Raw genomic sequence first — 21,869 nt, forward strand, 5'->3', positions numbered from 1 at the left:
ATGTCGGGCCCCCGGTGCGGGCATCACCGGGGGCATGACAAGTGACGTCGGCACCACCAGCGAGGGCGCGCCCGAGGGAGCGCCGGGGTCGGACGAGGAACGCCTGGCACAGCTGGGCTACAAGCAGGTCCTCGCCCGCCGCATGTCGGCCTTCTCCAACTACGCCGTCTCGTTCACGATCATCTCGGTGCTCTCCGGCTGCCTGACGATGTACGCGTACGGCATGAAGACCGGCGGCCCCGCCCTCATCACGTGGGGCTGGGTCGCGGTCGGCCTGATGACGCTGGTCGTCGGCCTCGCGATGGCCGAGATCTGCTCGGCCTACCCCACCTCGGCGGGCCTCTACTTCTGGGCCCACCGCCTGGCCCCGCCGCGCCAGGCCGCCGCGTGGGCGTGGTTCACGGGCTGGTTCAACGTGCTCGGCCAGATCGCGGTGACGGCGGGCGTCGACTTCGGCGCGGCGTCGTTCCTCGGGGCGTACCTGAACCTCCAGTTCGGCTTCGAGGTGACCCCGGCCCGCACGATCCTCCTCTTCGCGGCGATCCTGCTCCTGCACGGCCTCCTGAACACGTTCGGCGTGCGGATCGTCGCCCTCCTGAACAGTGTGAGCGTGTGGTGGCACGTGCTCGGGGTCGTCGCGATCGTGGCCGCACTGGCGCTCGTCCCCGGCAAGCACCAGTCCACGTCCTTCGTCTTCACCCGATTCGTGAACGAGACGGGTTTCACGAACAGCGTGTACGTGGTCCTGATCGGCCTGTTGATGGCGCAGTACACCTTCACCGGGTACGACGCCTCCGCGCACATGACGGAGGAGACCCACGACGCCTCGACGGCCGGCCCGCGCGGCATCGTCCGCTCCATCTGGACATCCTGGATAGCGGGCTTCGTCCTCCTCCTCGGCTTCACGTACGCGATCGGCTCGTACGACACCCAGCTGAACTCGGACACGGGCGCGCCCCCCGCCCAGATCCTCCTGGACTCCCTGGGCGAGACGGGCGGCAAGCTGCTCCTGCTGGTGGTGATCGGCGCCCAGCTCTTCTGCGGAATGGCCTCGGTGACCGCCAACTCCCGCATGATCTACGCCTTTTCACGCGACGGCGCGCTGCCGTTCTCACGCCTGTGGCACACGGTGAGCCCGCGCACCCGCACGCCGGTGGCGGCGGTGTGGCTGGCGGCCGGGGCGGCTCTCGTCCTGGGCCTGCCCTACCTCATCAACGTGACGGCGTACGCGGCCGTGACCTCGATCGCGGTGATCGGCCTGTACATCGCGTACGTGATCCCGACCCTGCTGCGCCTGTTCCGCGGCGACGCCTTCGCGCGGGGTCCCTGGCACCTGGGCCGCTGGTCGCGCCCGATCGGGATCGTGGCGGTGGCCTGGGTGGCGGTGATCACAGTCCTGTTCATGCTGCCGCAGGTCTCCCCGGTGACCTGGGAAACCTTCAACTACGCCCCGATCGCGGTCCTGGCCGTCCTGGGCTTCGCGACGGTGTGGTGGGTGGTTTCGGCCCGGCACTGGTTCCTGCGGCCCGTGGATGCGGGCGAGTTGCGGGAATGAGGGGGGGGAAACGAGGGGGGATGAGGAGGGGCGACCGCTGAGCGCCGGCCCGCTCCCGGCGATTCGCCCCGCTGTGTCCGACCCGAGAGGGATCCCGAGACGGGCTCCGCGGCCGGGCGTTCGACTCGCGACGGGCCCGTCAACCGATACCCGATCGGCTGCCGGGCGCCGTCCGGCTATGCTCGGGGGTGACTCGCCAAGGGCCATTAGCTCAATTGGCAGAGCAGCGGACTTTTAATCCGTTGGTTGTCGGTTCGAGTCCGACATGGCCTACCGCCCGATCAGCCCCTGACCTGCGACTTAGCGCGCCGGGCAGGGGCTGATTCGCGTTCCAAGATCAATTGCTGGCCCGCTGCTGGCCCGAGCGAAGATGATCATGGTTGGTGAGGTGCTGCGGTGTCACCACGACAGGGGGAGCGATGGAAGCCCAGTACTTCGAGCTGATCTGTGACGAGCCCCCTAACTCAGTCGTGCTCACCGCCATGGGGGCGCGCAGGGTCGACGTCTGGCAGGCGCTGCGCCGGCTGACTGGACTCAGCCTGTGGCGCAGCAAGGAACTCACCCGCCACTTGCCGGTGACGATCTTCGACGATGTGGCCCGCGAGACGGCCGACGCGGCGGTCGCAGTGCTGCAAGCAGCAGGGGCGGACGCCGAAAGAAGAGAGGGGCCGCCTCGACTGCTCGGCGCACAGCGGGCGCCGACTGCCTGACCGACGTAGCGAACAGCCGTGAGCACTCCACACCCAACCACCCGCGTGGGTACCGTGCTCGTGTGTGAGCTTGAACGGACGGAGGCGCGATGCCCTGCCGAACGCGTGAGCACAGCAGGCCCGCGACTGCTTGGGGGTTGTGATGTTGGAGGAAGCCGAGGAGATCGGCCGGCGCGTCCGTCGTGCCAGGCTCCGGCTGGGGATGCCGCAGGCGGACCTCGCTACCGCGCTCGGCAAGACGCAGGGCTGGGTGTCCAAGATGGAGCGGGGCCTCATCGAGCTTGACCGTGTCGGTCTGCTCAACCTGATCGCCGCCGAGCTGCACGTTCACCCCAACGACCTGATCGGCCGTCCGTACTCCAGCAGTCCGGCCGAGAATCAGTGGCAGGTGTCCGCCAGCTCGATCATGCGCGAGCTGCGACGGTACGACTTGGCACCGGTCTACGACGGCGCTCCGCGCCCCTCCGGTGAGCTGTGGCGCGAGATGACCCGCCTGCATCGGCTGCGGGACGCGGCGGCCAACGTGGCCATCCTTCGAGTCCTGCCCGACCTGCTGCGCGAGGCCCGCGCCCTGGCCGAGGTCTCCGCCGGGCACGAGCGTGAAGAGGCGTATGCGATCTACGCGGTTGCCTGCAAGTTCGCCCACACCGCCGCGCACGCGCTCGGGCATCCGGAGCTCATCGCCATGGCAGCCGAGCGCGCCGCGTGGTCCGCCCGCCTGTCCGGTGATCCCGTCATGCCCGCCCTCGCCGACTGGATGCGGGTCTGGGACATGTGGGCAACCGCCGACTGGGACGACTCCCTCACGCTCTCCGACAAGGCCCTCGCTGGCGTGCAACGCGACTACGAGCGGGGCGAGCCGCTCGCCGTCCGCATGTGGGGGACGCTGCAACTGCGCGCCGCTGTGTCCGCCGCGCGCAGCGGGCGCGCCGCCGAGACCGAGGAGCGCATCGGCCACGCCAAGGCAGCCGCCGACCGCCTGAGCGGCTACCAGGGGCCGCCGGTGTACGACCGGCACTCCGTGACGTTCTCGCCCGGCAACGTGCAGATCCACGCCATCAGCGTGGCGCTTGAGATGGGCGACCAGACCAAGGCTCTGGCCATAAACCGCCGGACCGGCCCCGAGGTGGTCGCTGCACTGCCCAACTCCCGCCAGGGGCACCACCACATGGACCTTGCCCGTGCCTGGCTCTGGGACGGCAGCCGCGACCGCGCCCTCGGCGAACTGGAGACCGCCGAGCAGATCGCCCCGCAGCTCGTACGCAACCACCCGGTGGCCCGCTCGACCCTGCGCGCCATCGTCTACGCCGAGCGGATCGCCACCCGCGAGAAGCTGCGCCGCATGTCAGATCGCTTTCACCTGGACGGATGAGGGCAGTATTCCTCCGATTCATATTCGCCCCCTGGCACGCTCCTAGCTTCGGAGCATGACAGGACGAGCAGCCCCTCATCTCCCTTCCCAGGGCGCCGAGTTAGGCACTGCGGCCCCTTTCTTCCCCCGGCTCGGCGACCTCGCCCGTGACACTGCCCACGGCGGCGAGATCGGCGTCGTGATCGCCCTGCCGGGCGCGGACGCGGCGACGTACCACCTACGCCCGCCCGGCGGCGGTGAAGAGTGGACGGCCCCGGCCGACGGCACCACCCTGCGCCCCGTTCCGGCTCAGGTCACCTACGTCGCTTCGGCGAGGCGCGACGTCTCGTACGACCACCGCGCGCAGCAGGGCGCGCTACCCGTTCTCGTCTACTTCGAGGACGGAGGCAACGTCGAGTCACTGCTCGTCCTCGACCCGGACCAACTTGAGCTCCTCTACTACCAAGTTGGGCGGATCATCGAGCACCGCGACAAGGCCCGCGGCGGCGCCTTATGAGCGCCCGCCACGCCACCCGCCACCACGCCGCGCACGATCCGCTCGGCCGCTTCCTCGGCTGGCTGTGGGTACTCGGAACGGTCATAGGGCTCGTCACTCTGGCAACTGCTGTCGACAGCAGGCTCGCCAACCGAGGCGCCCTCGGGCCGACCCTGACAACGCCCGATCTCGCCGTTCCGGACCTCTGAATCTCCCCACCCGCCCGGCGGTGCCTGACACAACCCACCGGGTGGGCGGGGGGTTCGCCTCGGCGCGGAACGCACTGCGCGAATCCGGCCGGGTGCCGCACCACGCACGTCCGACGCACCATCCCATCAAGGAGGCAAAGGACCGTGACCGTAGTACAGGAACGCCCCGCGACCGACGCGCGGACCCTGATCGGCCCCGAGCTGCGGGCGACACTCGCGGCCAACATGCGCGCCAAGTTCGAGGACATGACCGAGGAGCAGGCGCACCGGGGCATCGGGCAGATGCTCGCCTTCCTCGCCGCCGGCGCACACAGCCCCATCCCGTTGAGTCCGTCCCCGTTGGTGGACGACTTTTGGCACGCCTTCCTGCTGCACACCAAGGCGTATCAGGACTTCTGCGAGCAGACGCTCGGGAAGTTCGTCCACCATCAGCCGGGCTTCCTCGACAAGGAGGAGCACGGCGGCGGCAAGGCCCTGCGCGCCCGCACCGTGGACGCCATCGCCTCGGCCGGGTTCGTGGTCGACATGGACTTCTGGCCCGAGCTGGACATCGCCGACTGCTCGCAGTGCCATGCGAACTGCCACAACAGCCCCAAGCACAACGCTGCTCGGCTGGTCTGACAGTCCGCTGTGCTGGCCCCCGACTTGTGCCACGCTGTGGCCGAGCCGGGGGCCGGCTTCCGTTCCGTACGAGGAGAGACGCGGGTGGAGCGCACACCGTGGCAGGAACTTCCGCCCGCAGCACGGCGCGCGGTCGAGGCGTGCACGGGCACGGTCGAGGGGGCGGAGAGTGCTGACAAGGGCGTGATGTCGCACCTGGCTTGTACCCTGCGCACCGCGTCGGGGCGCGTGTTCGTCAAGGGCACCCGGGCCGACGACACCTCGGCGTGGGTGTACCGGACCGAGGCACGGGTCACCGAACGCGCTCTGCTTGCACCCCGGCTGCTGTGGCAGGCGGAGGCGGGCGGGTGGCTGCTCGTCGGATACGAGTACATCCCCGGGCGTCACCCGGACCTCGCTCCCGGGTCCGCCGATCTCGGGCCGCTGGTCGACGCCCTCGGCGTCATGTCGGCGGCCGACTGGCCTGAGGAAGTCGGCAAGAAGCCGCTCCCCGTTCGGTGGGGCTCGCTCATCCCGGACGGCCGGGCGCACCTCCTTGACGGCCGGGCCCTCGTGCACACCGACATGTCGCCACTCAACATGCTGGCCACCGCCAACGGCATCCGGCTTGTCGACTGGGCCCTGGCCTGCCCCGGACCCGACTGGGCCGACACCGCGTTTACCGTGCCGCGCTTGATCCACGCCGGCCACACCGCCGAACAGGCCGAGGCCCTGGCCCGCAGAGTGCCTGCCTACCGCGACGCATCCCCCGCTGCTGTCAGCGCCTTCGTGTCCGCTCTGCACGCCGTTTGGGAGAGTCGGGAGCGGGCTGACCCCCTGCCGCACAGAGCGGCGCTGATCGCCGCTGCCGCGGCTTGGGCCCAGTACCGCGCTCTCACGGTTGTATGAGGGCATACATAACTGGGCTCCGTCCGCATAACTGCCCCAACAGAAAACGGCCTATCAGTGCAGCTCAGACACCCGACGAAGTGAGCCCGATGTGAGCCCGGACGCCTTCGGATCGGGTGTCATGAGCCGATCTTGGAGGTCAGGCAGCACCTCCCCTGACCAGCCACAACGGCATAGGGTGGCATGGGGTGTTGATCGCCATCACTGGTCCTCCCCGTCTTTTAATCCGTTGGTTGTCGGTTCGAGTCCGACATGGCCTACCGGTCGGAGAGGTAGCGATACCTGTCTGACCAGCGGTTTCCTCGGCCCGACCGGACGACCCCGGTCGGGCCGGATTCGTTTTGACCGCTTTGCGGCCCACGTGAGTGCTCGAAGAGTGCTCCAACCGCTGGCGCGCGTTCTTGGTCCGCTGCGCTGACCGGGGCACGAGGTCGGCCGCCGCATTGGCGAGTTCCTGGTCGAGCTCGACGAACAGGGACGTGTATGTGTCGCCGGCGAGCTTGATCGTCGAGTGCCGGAGAACGGTCTTCACGACGAAGATGTCCCGAGCCTGGGCGTAGATGATCGAGGCCGCGACGTGCCGCAGGTCCCGGGGCCCAACGAGTTGCTGACCCACGCGGTCCTGGTGACTGGGGGCGACTTCTCCGACAATCCGTACGCGGACGACACCATCATCCGCTGGACGGATGGCGAGCTGTCCCTCTACGTCGACGGTAACGAGCAGGGCATCGGCAAGGAACACTCGCTCGTCGTGAAGAAGTAGTCCCACCTGGTGCCCCGGGCAGACCCTGTCCGGGGCACCTCTCGCTTGGATTGGACAACGATGCTGACGACGCTGCCCCGCCGAAGGGCCGCTCTGGCCGGCACGGCTCTCGCATGCCTCCTGGCCCTGGCCGCCTGCGGCGAAGATCCCGACCCTCCCACTAAGGCGCCCCTGCCCGCTTCCGACCCTCCCGAGGCGACCGCCTCCGCTGGTGAGCCCCCCAAGGCCACCATCGCTGCCGAGCCCGGAACCTGCGACGCGACGAAACCAGGCGGGGCCGGTCCCTGGAAGACGGTGCTCACCGAATTCCGCGCCTACCTGGATGCATCGGGACCTGCCTGGATCGAGGTCCACGTCAAGGACGCGACGGTCCGTGACTGCCCCGGTGGGGACAGGGAGGCAAACGTCCTCACTGACTACGACCCGTACTTGTCAGCCCCCAACGTGGGCGCGGAGGTGAGGAAGAAGGCCGACCGGATCGCATGGGCATTCACCGAGTGGCGGGACCAGAAGTTCCACGACGAGGGGTGGGTGTACGTCATCAACGGAGCAGTGGAAACAGTCACGAAACGGGCTTGGTGACCTGCGGTCGGCCCCTACAACCTCCTCGGCCCAGCACTTGCTCTTCCTCGGCAGACGGCTCTGACGAACTGCCCAGCGCCTGGCGCAAGGTATGAGCAGGGGCGGCTCCTCTGGTTGCAGTTCCGGATGCATTCACCGCCGTACAGCATCGTTCAGAAACCCCACTCGCACCCACTGCACCGCAGGTCAGACCGCTCCCGCAGACTCCCGCACACCCCTGAACCCCCAGACGAACATCTGGAAAGCGTGTGGGTGGTGCACTGTTTCTCCTTGCGGGTGCTGATGAAAACCCGCTGGTCCGATCCGTCCCATGCGTGAGCGATGCGTGAGCGGATGCGCAAGCACGGGCTGTCCGGGGCTGGACCGGTCAGCAAGCCGGGCCTCGCTGACCAGGCAAAACAGGACGCCGGGGGAGCGGCCAAGACCGCCCGGCATGATCTTTCTGGGACTTTTAATCCGTTGGTTGTCGGTTCGAGTCCGACATGGCCTACCGGTCGGAGAGGTAGCAATACCTGTCTGACCAGCGGTTTCCTCGGCCCGACCGGATACGTCCGGTCGGGCCGGATTCGTTTTGGCTGTTTTGCGGCCCACGGAGAGGTCCCGGAGGTTGATCGGGGGCAGGTCGGTGCGGGCGAGGATGCGGTCGAATGCCGCGCTCACCTTGTCGGGGTGCAGCCACGTTCCGTCGGCCTCGGTGAAGACCTTCCCGGTGTCGACCCAGGCCTCACCGCGAGCAAGCCGCTCGCGCTCCTCCCCCTGCTGCCGCGCTTGACGGCGCTTCAGTACGGCCACGTTCAGGGCGCGGTATGCGGGAGCTGACAGAGAGCACCTCACTATCTGGAACTGACCATGGCGATCAGGGAGTTGAGAGCGCTACGCTCGCGAGAGCGAGGCGGGGCCTCGTGTGCGGAGTCAGGCAGGATGACGGCAACGACGACCGTCCTCAGGAGCCTCCTGACGAAGCTCCCCCGATCGGTGGACGCTCTGGGGGCACCGGCGGCGTAGCTGTAGTAGTGAGCGCTTTGATTGCGTCCAAAGCCTCAGTAAGGCCACATCCATGTGGCCGAGCTGAGGTGACCCCTGCCATCGGTTCGGCCGCCCTTTCGAAAGGGATTCGGACCGGTGAAACTCTCCCCCTTCGCCGCGCAGGTGCTCTTCCTTCTCCTGGCGCTGGTGTCATCGGCCCTCGTGGCCGGCGTCGCCGGTGTGCTGAGCTATGTGGCCGGATCGGGCATCGCTGCCTCCGTGCTCTATGGCGGCGGCGCGTTCATCCTCGTCATGACGCTCTGCGTCACCATCCTCACGGCCCTCGGCCTCCTCGGAGGAGTCGGCAGCAATGGCCCCTGACCAGCGCCGGTTGCGCTGTACCCGAGCCGCCGAGGACCGGTCGGAACAGCCGGCCTGTCGTGGGCGAGCGGTAGACAGCTCGCAGGCCGATTCGAGGGTGTGCAGGAAAGGAATCGGTTTCAGACATGACGGTCTCTCCAGAAGGGGTAGGGCCGTTGGCGTGGCAGCCGTGACGAGGGGAAGTTGAGAGCCCCATGGGCACGGACGCTCGCCCTGTTTCCAACAGCGTCAGCCCGGCCTCCTCGGCGACTGCGGCCAGGAGCAGGTCCACGGCTCCCGCGCTGCGATGCTCGGTGCCGGTATGCGCGGGAGCGGGCGTGTGCGGGTGTCGGTGTGTGCGGCAGCCGGTATGTGTGCGAGCCGCTGGCTGGATCGATATCGCCGCCCAGCCCCCTGTGGCGCAGGTCACATCGCCCCCATGTCACGTATCGGCGGGCAGCTTCCATCTGGTGGTCGTCAAGCAGCGAGCGACGGAAGGCAGAGCGATGAGCAAGCGGAACGAGACCGGCTCGGCGACCACCCACCGTGTCCTGATCCTGGGGGCGGGTTACGCGGGTCTGGCCACGGCGATTCAGCTGGCGGCCCGCGTCAAGCGGGGCGACGGCGTGGAGGTGACCCTGGTGAACCCGCAGGAGCGGTTCACCGAGCGGATGCGGCTGCACATGACGGCGACCGGGCAGCAGCTCGCCGAGCTGAGCATCCCGGAACTGCTGGAGGGCACGGGGGCACGCTTCGTGCGCGGCTGGGTGACCGCGGTGGACGCGGACGCGCGCACCGTGCGGATCGACGACGAGCGGGTGCTGTCCTACGACACGCTCGTGTACGGGGTGGGCAGCGTGGCCGACACGGCGGCGGTGCCGGGTGTCGAGGACCACGCGTACACCCTGAACAGCCCCCAGGACGCCGAGGTGCTGGCCGGCCGGCTCGCGGGGCTCGGCGGCGGCACGGTGGTGGTCGGCGGCAGCGGGCTGACCGGCATCGAGTCGGCCGCGGAGATCGCCGAGCAGTACCCGCAGTTGGACGTGGTGCTGCTGGGCCGGGGCGAGCCCGGAGCGACCATGAACCCGAAGGCCGGGGCTTATCTGCGGGCCGCGCTCGACCGGCTCGGTGTCCGGGTGCGCTCCGGGGTCGAGGTCCTCAAGGTGCGGCCCGGTGCGGTCGAGCTGGCTGGCGGGGAGAGCGTCGCCGCCGATGTGGTGGTGTGGACCAGCGGTACGCGGGTGTCGCCGCTGGCGGCCGCCGCCGGTCTTGACGTCGACGAGCGCGGCCGGATCGTCACGGACACGGCTCTGCGGTCGGTGTCGCACCCGGAGGTGTTCGCGGTGGGCGACGCGGCCGCGATCCGCCAGGGGTACGGCGTCATGCACGGCACCTGCCAGGGCGGCATGCCGACCGGGGTGCACGCGGCGCTGTCGATCCTGCGGGTCCTGAAGGGCAAGCAGCCCAAGCCGTTCCGGTTCGGCTACTACCACACACCGGTGAGCCTGGGCCGGGGTGACGCGGTGGTGCAGTTCACCCGCCCCGACGACAGCCCGCGGCGAATCTGCCTGACGGGCCGTACGGCCGCCCGGTATAAGGAGGCGGTGACCGCTTCCCCCTGGCCGACATACGGCCGTATGAAGAAGATGCCCGCCTCGGGCGCGTTCTGGCCGCGCGGTGGCCGCTTCACCCGGATACGGGTGGCGCGGTGACCCAGCAGATCGCCGATCCCGACGAGCAAGTCTTCCACCAGCACCGCAACTTGCTGTTCTCGGTGGGCTACCGCATCCTCGGCACCGCGGCCGATGCCGAGGACGCGGTCCAGGACGCCTGGATCAAATGGTCGGCCGCCGACCGCTCCCAAGTGGCCGACCCCAAGGCGTACTTGACGCGGATCGTGTCCAACCTGGCGCTGGAACGGCTGCGTTCCACCCGGCACAAGCGCGAGACCTATGTGGGGCCCTGGCTTCCGGAGCCCATCCTCACGGTCGGCGACACCGCCGAGACCGTCGTCGACGCGGAGTCGGTGTCGATGGCGGTGCTGGTGGTCCTGGAGACGCTGAGCCCGCTGGAGCGCGCGGTGTTCGTACTGAAGGAGGTCTTCGGCTTCAGCTACGCCGAGATCGCTCAGGCGGTGGAGCGTTCCGAGCCCGCGGTGCGCCAAGCCGCCCACCGCGCCCGCGAGCACGTACAGGCCCGGCGGCCGCGCTTCACCACCGACCGCTCACAGCAGCGCGAGGTCACCGAGCGGTTCTTCGCCGCCGCGACCGGCGGTGACGTCAACGCCCTGATGGAACTGCTGTCCCCGGACGTCACGTTGTGGACGGACGGCGGCGGCAAGGTCCGCCAGGCCCTGCGCCCGGTCGTGGGCGCGACCACGGTGGCCGCCTGGTTCGCCGCCATCGGCACCGTCACCTATCAGGGCATCGAGCCCGCCGACATGAAGGCGGAACTCGTCGAGATCAACGGCGGGCCGGGCATGGTGTTCTCCGGACCGGACCGCGTGATCGCCACGGTCACCTTCGACTTCGACGCCGACGGCCGCATCACCCACATCCACAACGTGGCCAACCCCGACAAGCTCCACGCCGTCACCCGGGGCACCACGCACGACGTCGGCACGCGGTAGGACCTGCCGCCGACGGAACGCCGTTCCGACCACCCCGGTCCCGGTCACCGAACCGGTTCACGGGGTGTCGTCGGTGATGCCGAGGTCGCCGTCGAAGGTGCTGTCGACGACCTGCTGGGCGAGCTCCGCTGATCGCTGATGCGGGGGCGGCCGATAACGTGGGCCGGACACCGCGCGGCCCGCCGTGCTCGCATCGAGGGGAATCCGTGACCGACCCTGACCGCTCCTGGCGGCACCTGCTGGCCGTACTGCTGCGTGGCGAGGACCTCGGTGCGGACGACGCTCGCTGGGCCATGCGGCAGGTCATGGACGACGCGGCCGACCCGGCGCAGCTCGCCGGGTTCCTGGTGGCGCTGCGGGCCAAGGGCGAGAGCGCCGAGGAGATCCACGGGCTGCTCGACGCGCTGATGGAGCGGGTTGTTCCGCTTCCCGTGGACGGGTCCGAGGTCGTCGACATCGTCGGTACCGGTGGCGACGGCGCGCACACCGTCAACGTGTCCACCATGGCCGCCGTCGTCGTCGCCGGGGCCGGGGTGCCGGTCGTCAAGCACGGCGGGCGGTCCGTCTCCAGCAGGGCCGGGGCCGCCGACGTACTCGAAGTGCTCGGGCTGCCGCTCGACCTCACCCCGGACGCCGTCGCCCGCTGCGTCCGCGAGGCCGGCATCGGCTTCACCTTCGCGCCCCGCTTCCACCACGGGCTGCGCCACGCGGGCCCCGTCCGCAAGTCCCTCGGCGTGCCCACCGTCATCAACTACCTTGCCCCGCTGACCAATCCGGCGCGGCCCCGTACCGCCGTCGTCGGCTGTTCCAATGCCGCGCTGGCCCCCGTCCTCGCGGACGTGCTCGCCGCCCGCGGGGCCAGTGCGCTGGTCGTACGCGGCGACGACGGGCTGGACGAGATCACCACCGCCGCTCCCACTCGGGTGTGGGTCGCAGCGGGGGAGTGCGTGCGTCAACTGCGCCTGGATACGGCCGAGTTCGGGCTTCCTCGCTGTGCGCCCGACGCGCTGCGCGGGGGCGACGCGGCCTACAACGCGCTCGCCGTCCACCGCGTCCTGGAGGGCGAGACGGGGCCGGTCCGCGACGCCGTACTGGCCAACGCCGCGGGGGCGCTCGCCGCGTACCGGGGACTGGAAGAACGGAGCCTGGACGACGCGTTCGATGCCGGGTTGCGCGAGGCCCGGCGCTCGATCGATTCCGGGGCCGCCGCACGCACCCTCACGCACTGGCTGGACCTCGCCCGCTCCCTGGCCCCGACCCCCCGCTGACGAGGCCGAACCTCTGTTGCCTACCGGTGACAGAGTGACGATCGTTCCGGGTCAGGTCCTGGCAGAAGATGGGCACATCGCAGCAGCCGGGGGGAATGCAAGACCGGCGAAGCGGCGACAAACCTTCGCAACACCCTCTGCACCACTCTTCGCGTCACCTTCGCATCACTCTTCGCACCACCCCGTCGGCCCGGCGCTCTGCCGCAGCCGGCCGCCGTTCCTTCGTGAACGGCTGAACCCATGAACCGCTGAACCTTCGCCGTCCTTTCGCCGACTGCCGCTGCGCAGAACGCCTCTGTGTCTCCTTGGGGGGAGTCCACCATGTCCGCTCGTATCGCCCACCGCCTCTTCCGTCCCGCCGCCACCGCCGTTGTCGTCGCCGCCGTCGCCGGCACCGTACTGCTGCCGGTGTCGGCGCAGGCCGCGACGTCCGACGACGCCCAGCGTCCGCTGCTGATGGAGATGGGGACCCCGGCGCCCAACGGGCCGCTCACCCGGGGTGGGGCCACCGAGACGTTCGAGCTGACGGTGAGCAACCCGACGCGGCAGACGCAGGCCTTCCACCCGTGGATGCTCGGCGACGCGACCGGCGCGAGCCCGCTGCAGACGGACGACGTCACCTTCAAGGTCCAGCCCGTGAACGCGCCCGCGACCACGTACGACGTCGGGCACCAGGACGGCGGCTGGCAGGGCTACTTCCACCCGGCGGGCAAGGATGCCTCGGCCGGCTTCGACGTCCCGGCGAACGGCAAGCTGACCTGGAAGGTGACCATCGGGCTCGGCGCCAACTACCCGACCAACGACGGCGACTTCAAGCTCACGGCCACCAGCCTCAACGGCGAGGTCGCGCAGAACCACCAGGCTTCGCACACCTTCAAGGCCGACCCGGCGATCAAGGCGGGCCACCTGAAGACCTGGTTCGAGAAGAAGCCCGGCTCGACCATGGACGCCCCGAACGGCCGCCAGTACCTGGACCTGCACTACCAGGCCACCGGCGACGGCGTGTTCAGCAGCGCGCTCACCACCCGGTTCCAGCTCTCGTACGCCGGCCCCCAAGTGAAGAACCCGGCCTTCTTCGTGCAGGCCCTGATCGACGGGCGCTGGCAGGACCTCAAGGTCGACTCCGACAACAGCGTCACCCTGCCCGCGATCCCGAAGGGCTTCGGCGCCGCATCCGGTGTGCGCACCCTGCCGCTGCGGATCAACCTGGGCGTCAAGACCCAGATCAAGAAGGTCACCCCGATCACCGCCGCCGTCGACGTCTCGCTGGCCTCGGGCAACACCTACCCGTTCGGCGGGGCCACGGCGCAGTTCGCGCTCGGCCCGATCGACGAGGGCACCGCCCCCGCCACCAAGCCGTCCACCAAGCCCACCGGCACACCCTCCGCGAAGCCCGGCGCGTCCGCGGCCACCTCCGCGGCCCCGGTGGCGGCCGGCAACGCCAACCTCACCACCACCACCTCCGCCACCGGCAGCCTCGCCCACACCGGAGCCGACTCCCACACCGGCCTGTACGCGGGCATCGCCGCGGCCCTGGTCGCGCTCGGCGGAGCGGTCGCCTGGCTCGGTGCGCGCCGCCGCCGCACCTCGTCCATGTGATCCGGGGCGTGCGTGTCGACTGCGGGCCGGCCGGGGCTGGTCGCGCAGTTCCCCGCGCCCCTTCAGGGCGCCCTTCAAGCGGGGGCCCCGAAGGGGCGCGGGGTAAATGGTTCGGAGCACCCCTCCGAATGGCGTACAGTTGTGTTTACCGACGCGGGGTGGAGCAGCTCGGTAGCTCGCTGGGCTCATAACCCAGAGGTCGCAGGTTCAAATCCTGTCCCCGCTACTGAACGAAGAGGCCCGGCACTTGTCATCAAGTGCCGGGCCTCTTCGCGTTCCCCCGCTCGTTCGTCCTCGTTCGTCGACCTCCGCACCTTGACCTTTACGCAACGTCAAGATCTAGCTTGGTGGATGTGAACGGCAAGGAGTGGTCGATCCAGGAGATCGCCAAGAAGGCCGGGACGACGAGCCGCACCCTCCGTCACTACGGAGACCTCGGCCTGCTCGCCCCGAGCCGGATCGGAAGCAACGGATACCGCTATTACGACCAGGACGCCCTGGTCCGGCTCCAGCGGATCCTGCTCCTGAGGGAGCTGGGGCTCTCGCTGCCCGTGATCGGCGAGCTCCTGGAGGGCGAGCGCGATCCGGCGGCCGCCCTGCGGACCCATCTGCGCCTCCTTGAACAGGAGCGCGAGCGCATCGCGCGGCAGATCGCGTCCGTGCGGACCACCCTGCACAAGACCGAGAGGGGAGAGGAGCTCATGGCCGAGGAAGTGTTCGACGGCTTCGACCACACGCGGTACGAGGAGGAGGTGAGCCGGCGCTGGGGGCGGGACGCCTACGAGAAGGGCGACCGCTGGTGGCGCTCGCTCACCGAGGAGCAGCGGAAGGGATTCCTGAAGGAACACGAGGACATCGCCCGGGACTGGGGGCGCGCGCACGGGGCCGGGCTCGCCGCCGACGGCGAGGAGGCCCAGGACATCGCGCGGCGCCATGTCGCCTGGCTGTCCACCACGACGACCGTCGCCCGGTCGTACGTCATCGGGCTCGGCCAGATGTACGTCGACGACCCGCGCTTCGGCGTCAACTACGACAAGCACGGAGAGGGCACGGCGGCCTTCGTGCGGGACGGCCTGAAGGTGTACGCCGAGCGGCACCTCACGGACGGTGCGGCCGCCGGGGGCGCGCGCGGAGAGTAGTCTCGCGTGCGCCATGAGTGAGAGCGCGATGCCCGGGACACGGGCGATGACCGGGACACGGCGGAAGGTGCCTGTCGTGTTGCTGCTCGCCGTGTGCGCGCTCGTCCTGAGCGGCTGTGAGGAGCTGGGTGAGCCGCTCCCGGTCAAGCAGGTGCCGGCCCCGGGGTCCGCGGCCCCCGCGCACGGCTGCCGCCTGAACCGCGGCGGCTGGGTCGAGCTGCCGTGCGTGCCCGACCAGGACGCCAACCATCGCCACACCAGGGGAAGCTGCGCCCGGGGACGCCCGGGCCCCCACCGCTGCCGCCGCCACTGAGAGCCTGTGTCTAAACCCCGCCCGGGCCCGCGCACTCGCCCGAGGCACTCGCCCGGGTGTGCCCGAGTCGCCGGGGGAGCCGGAAAGCGCCAGGCTGGACGGGTGCGGCAGCGAGCAGAGGGCGACGGGCGCCTGGTACGGGCGCTACCCGTACTGCTGGTCGTCGTCGGCTTCGTCTTCGACGCCTCCACCCCGCCCGATCTGACCGCCGCCGCCCTGTTCGCGGGCGCCCCGGTCGTCGCCGCACCGTTCTACTCGGGCCGCGGCACCGCTCTCGTCGGCCTCGGCTCGGCGGTCGCCGTCGTGGCGCTCTGGTTCATACACGATCTGCCCAACCTCGGTGAAGGGTCCAGCGAGCTGTTCACCGTGCTCACGGTGAGCGCGCTGGCCCTCGTCATCAACCGCATCCTGCGCCGCAGCGGTGAACAGCTCGCCTCCCAGCGCGTCATCGCGGAGACCGCCCAGCGCGCCGTGCTGCCCACGCCCGCGGCCCGCATCGGCGGCCTCCATGTCGCCGCGCGGTACGAGGCCGCGCAGGCGGACGCCTTCATCGGCGGGGACCTGTTCGCCGTGCAGGACACCCCGTACGGGGTCCGGCTCGTCGTCGGCGACGTACGCGGCAAGGGGCTCCAAGCGGTGGAGGCCGTCGCCGTGGTGATCGGCGCGTTCCGGGAGGCCGCCGAGCAGGAGTCATCCCTGGAGGCGGTCGCCCAGCGCCTGGAGCGGGCGCTGGCCCGCGAGGGCACCCGGCGCGACCGGCTGGACGCGGTCGAGGGGTTCACCACCGCGCTGCTCGCCGAGATCCCGCGCGGCGACGGCACCGTACGCCTGGTGAACCGGGGGCATCCCGAGCCCTTCATGCTGCACGAGGACGGCTCGCTCGACGTGCTCGTCCCGGCCGAGCCCGCGCTGCCGCTCGGCATGGCCGACCTCGGGGTGTGGCCGGACCGGGCGGACGTGCGGCCCTTCCCCGCCGGGTCGACGCTGCTGCTCTACACCGACGGCCTGTCCGAGGCGCGGGACGACAGGGGTGTCTTCTACGATCCCGGCGCCCGGCTGCGCGGCGCGATCTTTCCCGGCCCGGAGGAGGTCCTGGACGCGCTCGTCGACGACGTACGCCGCTACACGGGCGGCGGCGCGAGCGACGACATGGCGCTGCTCGCGGTGGCCCGCCCGGCCGAGGGGCAGCCGGAGCGGCGGCGCACGGTGAGGATCGTGAAGTAGCACGGTCGCCGTGACATGAGGGCGTCACGGTGTGTGCCCGAAGGATGCCACTGCGCATAACAATTGACACACCGTCAGAATGGGGGTGTGACGGGGGCGACCCTGAGAGGTTGTCAACTCGCCCGAATTGGACCGCCTATGGGGTACTAAGTCCTGGCCAGGGCCGTTAACGATCAGTGGGAACGGCTTGGAATCCACCCCCGGCGTCTATTAACGTTCGATAACGCAGCGCGGTCGTCCCAGCCGCCGCCAAGGCGGCACCGTGCGCATGCGCCGAATCCCGCGAGGGAACCGGGGAACCACCAACTTGGGGTGAATCGGGCGCCCGTCATGGGCGTTCGTAGGAGACCTTCCTGCTCCGAACCCGTCAGCTAACCCGGTAGGCGAGAAGGAAGGAAAGGAGCGCGCCCTCGTGGCGTCCAACGAGCCTGCCCTCGACACCCCCCTCCCTCCGGTTTCCCTGTACGGGGACGCACCCGGCGAGACCGAGACCTGGGAGGAGTGGGACCCGACCGAGGAGTCGGTACGCCCGGTACGCGGCCGGCACCGGGTGGCCAAGCAGCGCGGCGGGCTCGCCCGCAGCTCCACGGTTCTGGGCGTCGGCGTCATCGCCGCGGTCGGCGCGGGCGGCATGGCCACCGCGCAGACCAAGCCGCCGGTCTCCATATCGCTGCCCGACTCCATATCCAGCAGCCTGCCGGACCTCGGGTCGCTGCCCGGCGTCGGCGAGCTCGTCTCGCACGACAGCCCGGACACCCCGAAGACCGCCGCCGCCAGGGCCGATCAGAAGATCGCCGGCTCGCCGCTGACCATGACGGGGCTGTCCACCAGCGAGGCCGAGCAGGGCGCCACCGACGCCGGTGAGGCGCTGCGCGCCCGCATCCTCCAGCAGGCCGAGCAGCAGAAGGCCGGTGCGGTCGCCGAGGCGAAGGCGGCCGCGCAGAAGGCCGCTGCGGAAAAGGCCGCCGCCGAGGCCAAGGCCAAGCAGGACGCGGCCGCGGCCAAGGCCGCCGCCGAGAAGAAGGCGGCCGAGGAGGCCGCGGCCAAGAAGGCGGAGGAGGAGCGGCTGGCCAAGCTGGCCGCGAGCTACTCCCTGCCGGTCGGCTCGTACACGATCACTTCCACGTTCGGCGAGGCCGGCTCGATGTGGTCCTCCGGCCACCACACCGGCCTCGACTTCGCGGCCCCGACGGGCACGCCGCTCAAGGCGATCCACTCCGGGACGGTGAAGTCGGCTGGCTGGGCCGGGGCGTACGGCTACCGCACGGTGATCACGCTGGATGACGGCAGCGAGCTCTGGTACTGCCACCAGTCGTCGCTGGCGGTGAGTGAGGGGCAGAAGGTGTCGACGGGGGATGTCATCGGGCGGGTCGGGGCGACCGGGAACGTCACGGGGCCGCACCTGCACCTGGAGGTGCATACGCCTTCCGGCACGGGGATCGACCCGATGGCTTGGCTCCAGTCGAAGGGGCTGAACCCCTGACCCACCCCGGACCCTTGGAGGGCGCCGCAGGGTTGATCCCGGCGGGGTCGGAATACCCACCCCCGTAAGGGAGTTGATCACCCCATGACCTCTCTCCGTACGCTCGGCAGCTCCGACCTCTCCGTGTTCCCCCTCTCCCTCGGCGGCAACGTCTTCGGCTGGACCGCCGACCAGGACCAGTCCTTCGCCGTTCTGGACGCCTACACCCACGGCGGCGGCAACTTCGTCGACACCGCCGACCTGTACTCCGCCTGGGGCGAGGGCAACTCGGGCGGTGAGTCAGAGACGATCATCGGCAAGTGGCTGGCCGCCCGCGGCAACCGGGCCGATGTCGTCGTCGCCACCAAGGTCGGCGCCCACCCCGCGTACAAGGGCCTGGCCCCGACCAACATCAAGGCCGCCGTCGAGGAGTCGCTGCGCCGCCTCGGCACCGACTACATCGACCTGTACTACACGCACTTCGACGACCCCTCCGTGCCCGTCGAGGAGATCGTCACCGCCCTCGACCAGCTGGTGCGGGACGGCAAGGTCCGCGCGCTCGGCGCCTCCAACATCAGCCCGGAGCGGCTCCAGGAGTCCCTGGACTTCTCCGACCGCGAGGGCCTCGCCAAGTACTCGGTGCTCCAGCCGCACTACAACCTGGTCTCGCGTGGCACCTACGAGGGCGCCCTCCAGGAGACCGCGTCCCGCGCGGGCCTGGCCGCCGTCCCCTACTTCGCGCTCGCCTCCGGCTTCCTCACCGGCAAGTACCGCCCGGGCCAGTCGGTGGACAGCCGGCGGGCCGAGGGTGCGGGCGAGCACCTGGAGACCGAGCGGGGCCGCAAGGTGCTGGCCGCGCTCGACCGGATCGCCCAGGAGACCGGCGCCGAGATCGCCACGGTGGCGCTGGCCTGGCTGGCCGCCCGGCCGACCGTCGCCGCCCCCATCGCCTCGGCCCGTATCGTCGAGCAGCTCCCGGCGCTGCTCGCGGTCGCCGACCTGGAGCTGACCGGCGCGCAGCTGTCCGAGCTGACGGCCGCCTCGGCGTAGGTACGGGCTCGACGCGTAGGCACGGACTCAGCGCAGGTACGGGTTGTACGGCGCCGGGCCTGTGGCCGGGCCCGGTTGCCCGTAAGGAACCTGCGGAACGTAAGGAACCTGCGGAACGTAGGGGGCATACGGCGCGTACTGCGCGTGCTGGGTGTAGGGGTGCGGCGGGCCCGGCTGCGGGGGCAGCCAGATCCGGCCCGTGGCCCCCGCCGCGTACAGCAGCGCCGGGCCCGCGACCGGCTTGCGCTCCCACAGATGGTGGAGCAGCTCCTGCTCGCGTGCCGCGAAGTCGGGGCCGGGACCGACCGCGCCCGCGCTGCGGTAGGCACGGTGGCGCAGGAAGGCGAGCGCGGTCGCGAACGCCTCGTACTCGGCGACCGCCCGCGACGCCGGCTTCCCCCCGAACGTGCGGTGCGCGAAGTCGCGGGCCGTCGCGCGGGCCCGCATCGAGGACAGCGCGAGCGGCTCCGCGGGCCCGAGCCAGCCGGCCGCGGCGTACGCGGGCAGCTCGGCGGCGACCGTACGCAGCTCGCGCTGCCGGCTCCAGATCGCGAGCCAGGTGAGCAGCCCGAACACCGGCACCATGAACGCCCCGTACACGATGTAGAAGCCGTACACCCCGAACAGCGTCGAGCTGTTCCACAGGGCGTGCATGCCCATCGCGCACACCAGGCCGCCCAGCGGGAACACGACCCGGCGCAGTCGCTTGCCGGGTGGCGCCAGCGCGGCCGCGCCGAACCCGATGCCGCTCAGCACCGTGAACAACGGGTGCGCGAACGGCGACATGACGACCCGTACGAAGAAGGTCGCCGCCGTCGTCGAGCCTCCGCTGTGGCTGGCCTGGTCCTCGCCGAACGCGTTGCCCAGGTAGAGGATGTTCTCGGTGAAGGCGAAGCCGGTCGCGGTGAAACCGGCGAAGACCACGCCGTCGACGATCCCCTTGAAGTCGCGTCTCCTGAAGAGGAACAGCAGCAGGACGGCCGCCGCCTTCGCGCTCTCCTCGACTATGGGCGCTATGACGCCGGCGCCCAGATGGTCGGCCGAGGAGGGGTCGGCGGTGGCCGTGGCTATCCAGCGCGTCGCGAACGAGTTGGCGATGATCGCCACCAGCGCGGCGGCGCAGGCACCCCACGCCAGGGCGAACAGGAGGTTGCGCCACGGCCCCGGGTCGACCCGGTCCAGCCAGCGGAACGCGGCCCCGAGCAGCGGCACCGGAAGCACCGCGAGCCCCAGCCCCACCAGGAAACCCTCAGTGCCGGTCTGATCCCGTACCAGCGCGAGGATGACCAGGCCGCACAGGGCGAGCAGGGTGATCAGCGCGCCCGCGCGGACCGCCTTGGAACGCCAGAAGTCGCGGCGCGGCCGGTAGCGCCACTTCGACCGGTCCGGCGGGACCGCGTCGAACCGGGGCCCGTCCGCGCACGCCGGAACGGGCCCGGCCGGAATGGCCGGCCCGGCCTGCTGGGGCGCCTGCCCGGGATGCGGGCGATGCGGAAGCGACTCGAAGGACACCAGACGACCCTAACGAGGGTCACTGACAATCCGCGACGGTGCCTGCACTACCCGCACTGCCGGCCTCGGCCGCCCGGCCTGAACCGCCCGCACTACCCGCTGTGCCCGACCCGACGGAACAGCAGGTCGTGCACCACGTGGCCCTTGTCGAGGCCCTGCCCCTCGAACCGCGTCAGCGGCCGGAACGCGGGCCGGGGCGCGTAGCCGCCGCCCTCCACCGTGTTCTCGAAGTCGGGGTGCGCGCTGAGGACTTCCAGCATCTGCTCGGCGTAGTCCTCCCAGTCCGTCGCACAGTGCAGTACGGCGCCGGGCTTCATCCGCGTCGCGGCCAGTGAGAGGAACTCGGGCTGGATCAGGCGGCGCTTGTGGTGCCGCTTCTTGGGCCAGGGGTCCGGGAAGTACACGCGCAGGCCGTCCAGGGCGTCCGGCTCCAGCATTTCGCGCAGCAGGATGATCGCGTCGCCGTTGGCCACCCGGACGTTGCTCAGGCCGCCGCGTTCGGCGAGGCCGAGGAGGTTGCCCTGGCCGGGGGTGTGCACGTCCACGGCGAGGATGCCGGTGGCGGGGTCGTCCGCGGCCATCTGCGCGGTGGCCTCGCCCATGCCGAAGCCGATCTCCAGGACGACGGGCAGCCCGTCGAACATCTCGGCCAGGTCGACCTTGCGCAGCCCGTCGATGTCGAAGCCCCACACCGGCCACAGCCGCTCCAGGTACTCGCCCTGGCCGGTGGTGACGCGGCTGCGGCGGGGCTGGAAGCTGCGGATCCTGCGCTCGTGGTGCGAGCCGGCGGGGTCGGCCGCCGGGCCGCCCGGGAAGCGGGGTGCCTTGTCCCTTGGCAGGACCTTTTCGATCGGCCGGGCCGGGGACTCTGGGGTGCGGGGCTGCTCAGACACAATGCGGCCAATTCTACGGGCTTCGCTTCGCGGTGCTGGTGTCGGCGGGGGCGCTGCCGACCGGCGGGGCTCGGCCCCACGGCCCCGGGTATTCACGGTTTTCCCTGGCGGGGCGGGGCGCTTCCGCGTCTTTGTGGTCGAGTGCGGCTCGGCTGTGGATGGTCGCGCAGTTCCCCGCGCCCCTGTAGGACCCCCGGGGTCGCCAGTGGCCGGGCTGCGGCCTTCCCGGTCGGCTGCGGATCGTGCGTGGTTGCTCGCGCAGTTCCCCGCGCCCCTAGC

The 21,869-nt window shown here is 70.5% G+C and carries 22 protein-coding genes, 2 tRNA genes, 1 pseudogene and 1 riboswitch; of the genes and pseudogenes, 21 read left to right on the top strand and 4 right to left on the bottom strand.

Features of this window, described 5'->3' with window-relative positions:
* The first annotated feature begins 34 nt into the window (after positions 1-34).
* The 10 genes from ACWC2B_RS24345 to ACWC2B_RS24390 all read left to right on the top strand — a co-directional run bounded on the left by ACWC2B_RS24345 (position 35) and on the right by ACWC2B_RS24390 (position 7,175).
* Entirely contained in the window at positions 35-1,555 is a 1,521-nt protein-coding gene (locus ACWC2B_RS24345) for an amino acid permease (protein ID WP_450719938.1), read from the top strand.
* A 200-nt stretch (positions 1,556-1,755) separates the two neighbouring features.
* A tRNA-Lys gene (locus tag ACWC2B_RS24350) sits at positions 1,756-1,828 on the top strand.
* Between the two features lie 146 nt (positions 1,829-1,974).
* Positions 1,975-2,265: a ribosomal protein L7/L12 gene (locus ACWC2B_RS24355; RefSeq protein ID WP_450719940.1), complete on the top strand. Its 291-nt coding sequence runs from the start codon at positions 1,975-1,977 to the stop codon at positions 2,263-2,265.
* A 142-nt stretch (positions 2,266-2,407) separates the two neighbouring features.
* Entirely contained in the window at positions 2,408-3,637 is a 1,230-nt protein-coding gene (locus ACWC2B_RS24360; protein ID WP_450719942.1) for a helix-turn-helix domain-containing protein, read from the top strand.
* 55 nt (positions 3,638-3,692) lie between these two features.
* A complete protein-coding gene (locus ACWC2B_RS24365; RefSeq protein WP_450719944.1) occupies positions 3,693-4,133 on the top strand; it encodes a hypothetical protein in 441 nt (146 codons plus the stop codon).
* Positions 4,130-4,321 carry a hypothetical protein gene (locus tag ACWC2B_RS24370; RefSeq protein WP_450719946.1) on the top strand — a complete coding sequence of 64 codons (192 nt, stop codon included), beginning with the start codon at positions 4,130-4,132 and terminating at the stop codon, positions 4,319-4,321. The genes ACWC2B_RS24365 and ACWC2B_RS24370 overlap by 4 nt, the downstream gene beginning before the upstream one ends.
* Before the next feature lie 144 nt (positions 4,322-4,465).
* On the top strand, positions 4,466-4,942 hold the full coding sequence (locus ACWC2B_RS24375) for a glycine-rich domain-containing protein (protein ID WP_450719948.1): 477 nt from the start codon (positions 4,466-4,468) through the stop codon (positions 4,940-4,942).
* 84 nt (positions 4,943-5,026) lie between these two features.
* The gene (locus ACWC2B_RS24380) at positions 5,027-5,830 is read left to right on the top strand and encodes an aminoglycoside phosphotransferase (RefSeq protein ID WP_450719950.1); all 804 of its coding nucleotides are present in this window, start codon (positions 5,027-5,029) and stop codon (positions 5,828-5,830) included.
* 577 nt (positions 5,831-6,407) lie between these two features.
* Positions 6,408-6,593, top strand: coding sequence for a hypothetical protein (locus ACWC2B_RS24385; RefSeq protein WP_450719952.1), 186 nt, complete (start codon positions 6,408-6,410; stop codon positions 6,591-6,593).
* A 60-nt stretch (positions 6,594-6,653) separates the two neighbouring features.
* Positions 6,654-7,175, top strand: a complete 522-nt coding sequence (locus ACWC2B_RS24390) for a hypothetical protein (RefSeq protein ID WP_450719954.1) — start codon at positions 6,654-6,656, stop codon at positions 7,173-7,175.
* Positions 7,176-7,361: 186 nt separating this feature from the next.
* Here ACWC2B_RS24390 and ACWC2B_RS24395 read toward each other — a convergent pair whose 3' ends face one another.
* Positions 7,362-7,967 (bottom strand): hypothetical protein, encoded by a 606-nt coding sequence (locus tag ACWC2B_RS24395; RefSeq protein ID WP_450719956.1) that lies wholly within the window; start codon positions 7,965-7,967, stop codon positions 7,362-7,364.
* Between the two features lie 330 nt (positions 7,968-8,297).
* Here ACWC2B_RS24395 and ACWC2B_RS24400 point away from each other — a divergent pair, with 330 nt between their 5' ends.
* On the top strand, positions 8,298-8,522 hold the full coding sequence (locus tag ACWC2B_RS24400; RefSeq protein ID WP_450719958.1) for a hypothetical protein: 225 nt from the start codon (positions 8,298-8,300) through the stop codon (positions 8,520-8,522).
* A gap of 208 nt (positions 8,523-8,730) precedes the next feature.
* On the opposite strand, the pseudogene ACWC2B_RS24405 reads toward ACWC2B_RS24400, so the two are convergent.
* Positions 8,731-8,814, bottom strand: a pseudogene (locus tag ACWC2B_RS24405) (PIN domain nuclease); the annotation flags it as partial.
* 193 nt (positions 8,815-9,007) lie between these two features.
* On the opposite strand from ACWC2B_RS24405, the gene ACWC2B_RS24410 reads away from it, so the two are divergent.
* From ACWC2B_RS24410 to ACWC2B_RS24455, 10 genes are all read left to right on the top strand, one after another.
* Positions 9,008-10,213 (top strand): NAD(P)/FAD-dependent oxidoreductase, encoded by a 1,206-nt coding sequence (locus ACWC2B_RS24410; protein ID WP_450719960.1) that lies wholly within the window; start codon positions 9,008-9,010, stop codon positions 10,211-10,213.
* Positions 10,210-11,130, top strand: coding sequence for an RNA polymerase sigma-70 factor (locus ACWC2B_RS24415; protein ID WP_450719962.1), 921 nt, complete (start codon positions 10,210-10,212; stop codon positions 11,128-11,130). The genes ACWC2B_RS24410 and ACWC2B_RS24415 overlap by 4 nt, the downstream gene beginning before the upstream one ends.
* A gap of 206 nt (positions 11,131-11,336) precedes the next feature.
* Positions 11,337-12,398 (top strand): anthranilate phosphoribosyltransferase, encoded by a 1,062-nt coding sequence (gene trpD, locus ACWC2B_RS24420; protein WP_450719964.1) that lies wholly within the window; start codon positions 11,337-11,339, stop codon positions 12,396-12,398.
* 321 nt (positions 12,399-12,719) lie between these two features.
* On the top strand, positions 12,720-13,997 hold the full coding sequence (locus ACWC2B_RS24425) for a hypothetical protein (RefSeq protein ID WP_450719966.1): 1,278 nt from the start codon (positions 12,720-12,722) through the stop codon (positions 13,995-13,997).
* A 152-nt stretch (positions 13,998-14,149) separates the two neighbouring features.
* Positions 14,150-14,223: transfer RNA gene (locus tag ACWC2B_RS24430), tRNA-Met, on the top strand.
* A gap of 127 nt (positions 14,224-14,350) precedes the next feature.
* Positions 14,351-15,136 carry a MerR family transcriptional regulator gene (locus tag ACWC2B_RS24435; protein ID WP_450719968.1) on the top strand — a complete coding sequence of 262 codons (786 nt, stop codon included), beginning with the start codon at positions 14,351-14,353 and terminating at the stop codon, positions 15,134-15,136.
* A 76-nt stretch (positions 15,137-15,212) separates the two neighbouring features.
* The gene (locus ACWC2B_RS24440) at positions 15,213-15,449 is read left to right on the top strand and encodes a hypothetical protein (RefSeq protein ID WP_450719970.1); all 237 of its coding nucleotides are present in this window, start codon (positions 15,213-15,215) and stop codon (positions 15,447-15,449) included.
* A 102-nt stretch (positions 15,450-15,551) separates the two neighbouring features.
* Positions 15,552-16,673, top strand: a complete 1,122-nt coding sequence (locus ACWC2B_RS24445) for a PP2C family protein-serine/threonine phosphatase (protein WP_450719972.1) — start codon at positions 15,552-15,554, stop codon at positions 16,671-16,673.
* Positions 16,674-16,934: 261 nt separating this feature from the next.
* Positions 16,935-17,074, top strand: a riboswitch (cyclic di-AMP (ydaO/yuaA leader).
* An 11-nt stretch (positions 17,075-17,085) separates the two neighbouring features.
* Positions 17,086-18,156 (top strand): M23 family metallopeptidase, encoded by a 1,071-nt coding sequence (locus tag ACWC2B_RS24450; RefSeq protein WP_450719974.1) that lies wholly within the window; start codon positions 17,086-17,088, stop codon positions 18,154-18,156.
* An 84-nt stretch (positions 18,157-18,240) separates the two neighbouring features.
* Complete coding sequence (locus tag ACWC2B_RS24455) at positions 18,241-19,185, top strand: aldo/keto reductase (protein WP_450719976.1); 945 nt, start codon at positions 18,241-18,243, stop codon at positions 19,183-19,185.
* A 27-nt stretch (positions 19,186-19,212) separates the two neighbouring features.
* On the opposite strand, the gene ACWC2B_RS24460 is transcribed toward ACWC2B_RS24455, so the two are convergent.
* Both ACWC2B_RS24460 and trmB read right to left on the bottom strand, forming a co-directional pair.
* Complete coding sequence (locus ACWC2B_RS24460) at positions 19,213-20,697, bottom strand: PrsW family intramembrane metalloprotease (protein ID WP_450719978.1); 1,485 nt, start codon at positions 20,695-20,697, stop codon at positions 19,213-19,215.
* A 92-nt stretch (positions 20,698-20,789) separates the two neighbouring features.
* On the bottom strand, positions 20,790-21,548 hold the full coding sequence (gene trmB / locus ACWC2B_RS24465) for a tRNA (guanosine(46)-N7)-methyltransferase TrmB (protein ID WP_450720002.1): 759 nt from the start codon (positions 21,546-21,548) through the stop codon (positions 20,790-20,792).
* Positions 21,549-21,869 lie beyond the last annotated feature (321 nt).

The organism is Streptomyces sp. NPDC001415, from assembly GCF_053597395.1.

What these genes read in the sequence shown, in the direction of transcription:
- ACWC2B_RS24345 (WP_450719938.1), top strand. Translation starts at nt 35, where the DNA reads ATGACAAGTGACGTCGGCACCACCAGCGAGGGCGCGCCCGAGGGAGCG.
- ACWC2B_RS24355 (WP_450719940.1), top strand. Translation starts at nt 1,975, where the DNA reads ATGGAAGCCCAGTACTTCGAGCTGATCTGTGACGAGCCCCCTAACTCA.
- ACWC2B_RS24360 (WP_450719942.1), top strand. Translation starts at nt 2,408, where the DNA reads ATGTTGGAGGAAGCCGAGGAGATCGGCCGGCGCGTCCGTCGTGCCAGG.
- ACWC2B_RS24365 (WP_450719944.1), top strand. Translation starts at nt 3,693, where the DNA reads ATGACAGGACGAGCAGCCCCTCATCTCCCTTCCCAGGGCGCCGAGTTA.
- ACWC2B_RS24370 (WP_450719946.1), top strand. Translation starts at nt 4,130, where the DNA reads ATGAGCGCCCGCCACGCCACCCGCCACCACGCCGCGCACGATCCGCTC.
- ACWC2B_RS24390 (WP_450719954.1), top strand. Translation starts at nt 6,654, where the DNA reads ATGCTGACGACGCTGCCCCGCCGAAGGGCCGCTCTGGCCGGCACGGCT.
- ACWC2B_RS24410 (WP_450719960.1), top strand. Translation starts at nt 9,008, where the DNA reads ATGAGCAAGCGGAACGAGACCGGCTCGGCGACCACCCACCGTGTCCTG.
- ACWC2B_RS24425 (WP_450719966.1), top strand. Translation starts at nt 12,720, where the DNA reads ATGTCCGCTCGTATCGCCCACCGCCTCTTCCGTCCCGCCGCCACCGCC.
- ACWC2B_RS24455 (WP_450719976.1), top strand. Translation starts at nt 18,241, where the DNA reads ATGACCTCTCTCCGTACGCTCGGCAGCTCCGACCTCTCCGTGTTCCCC.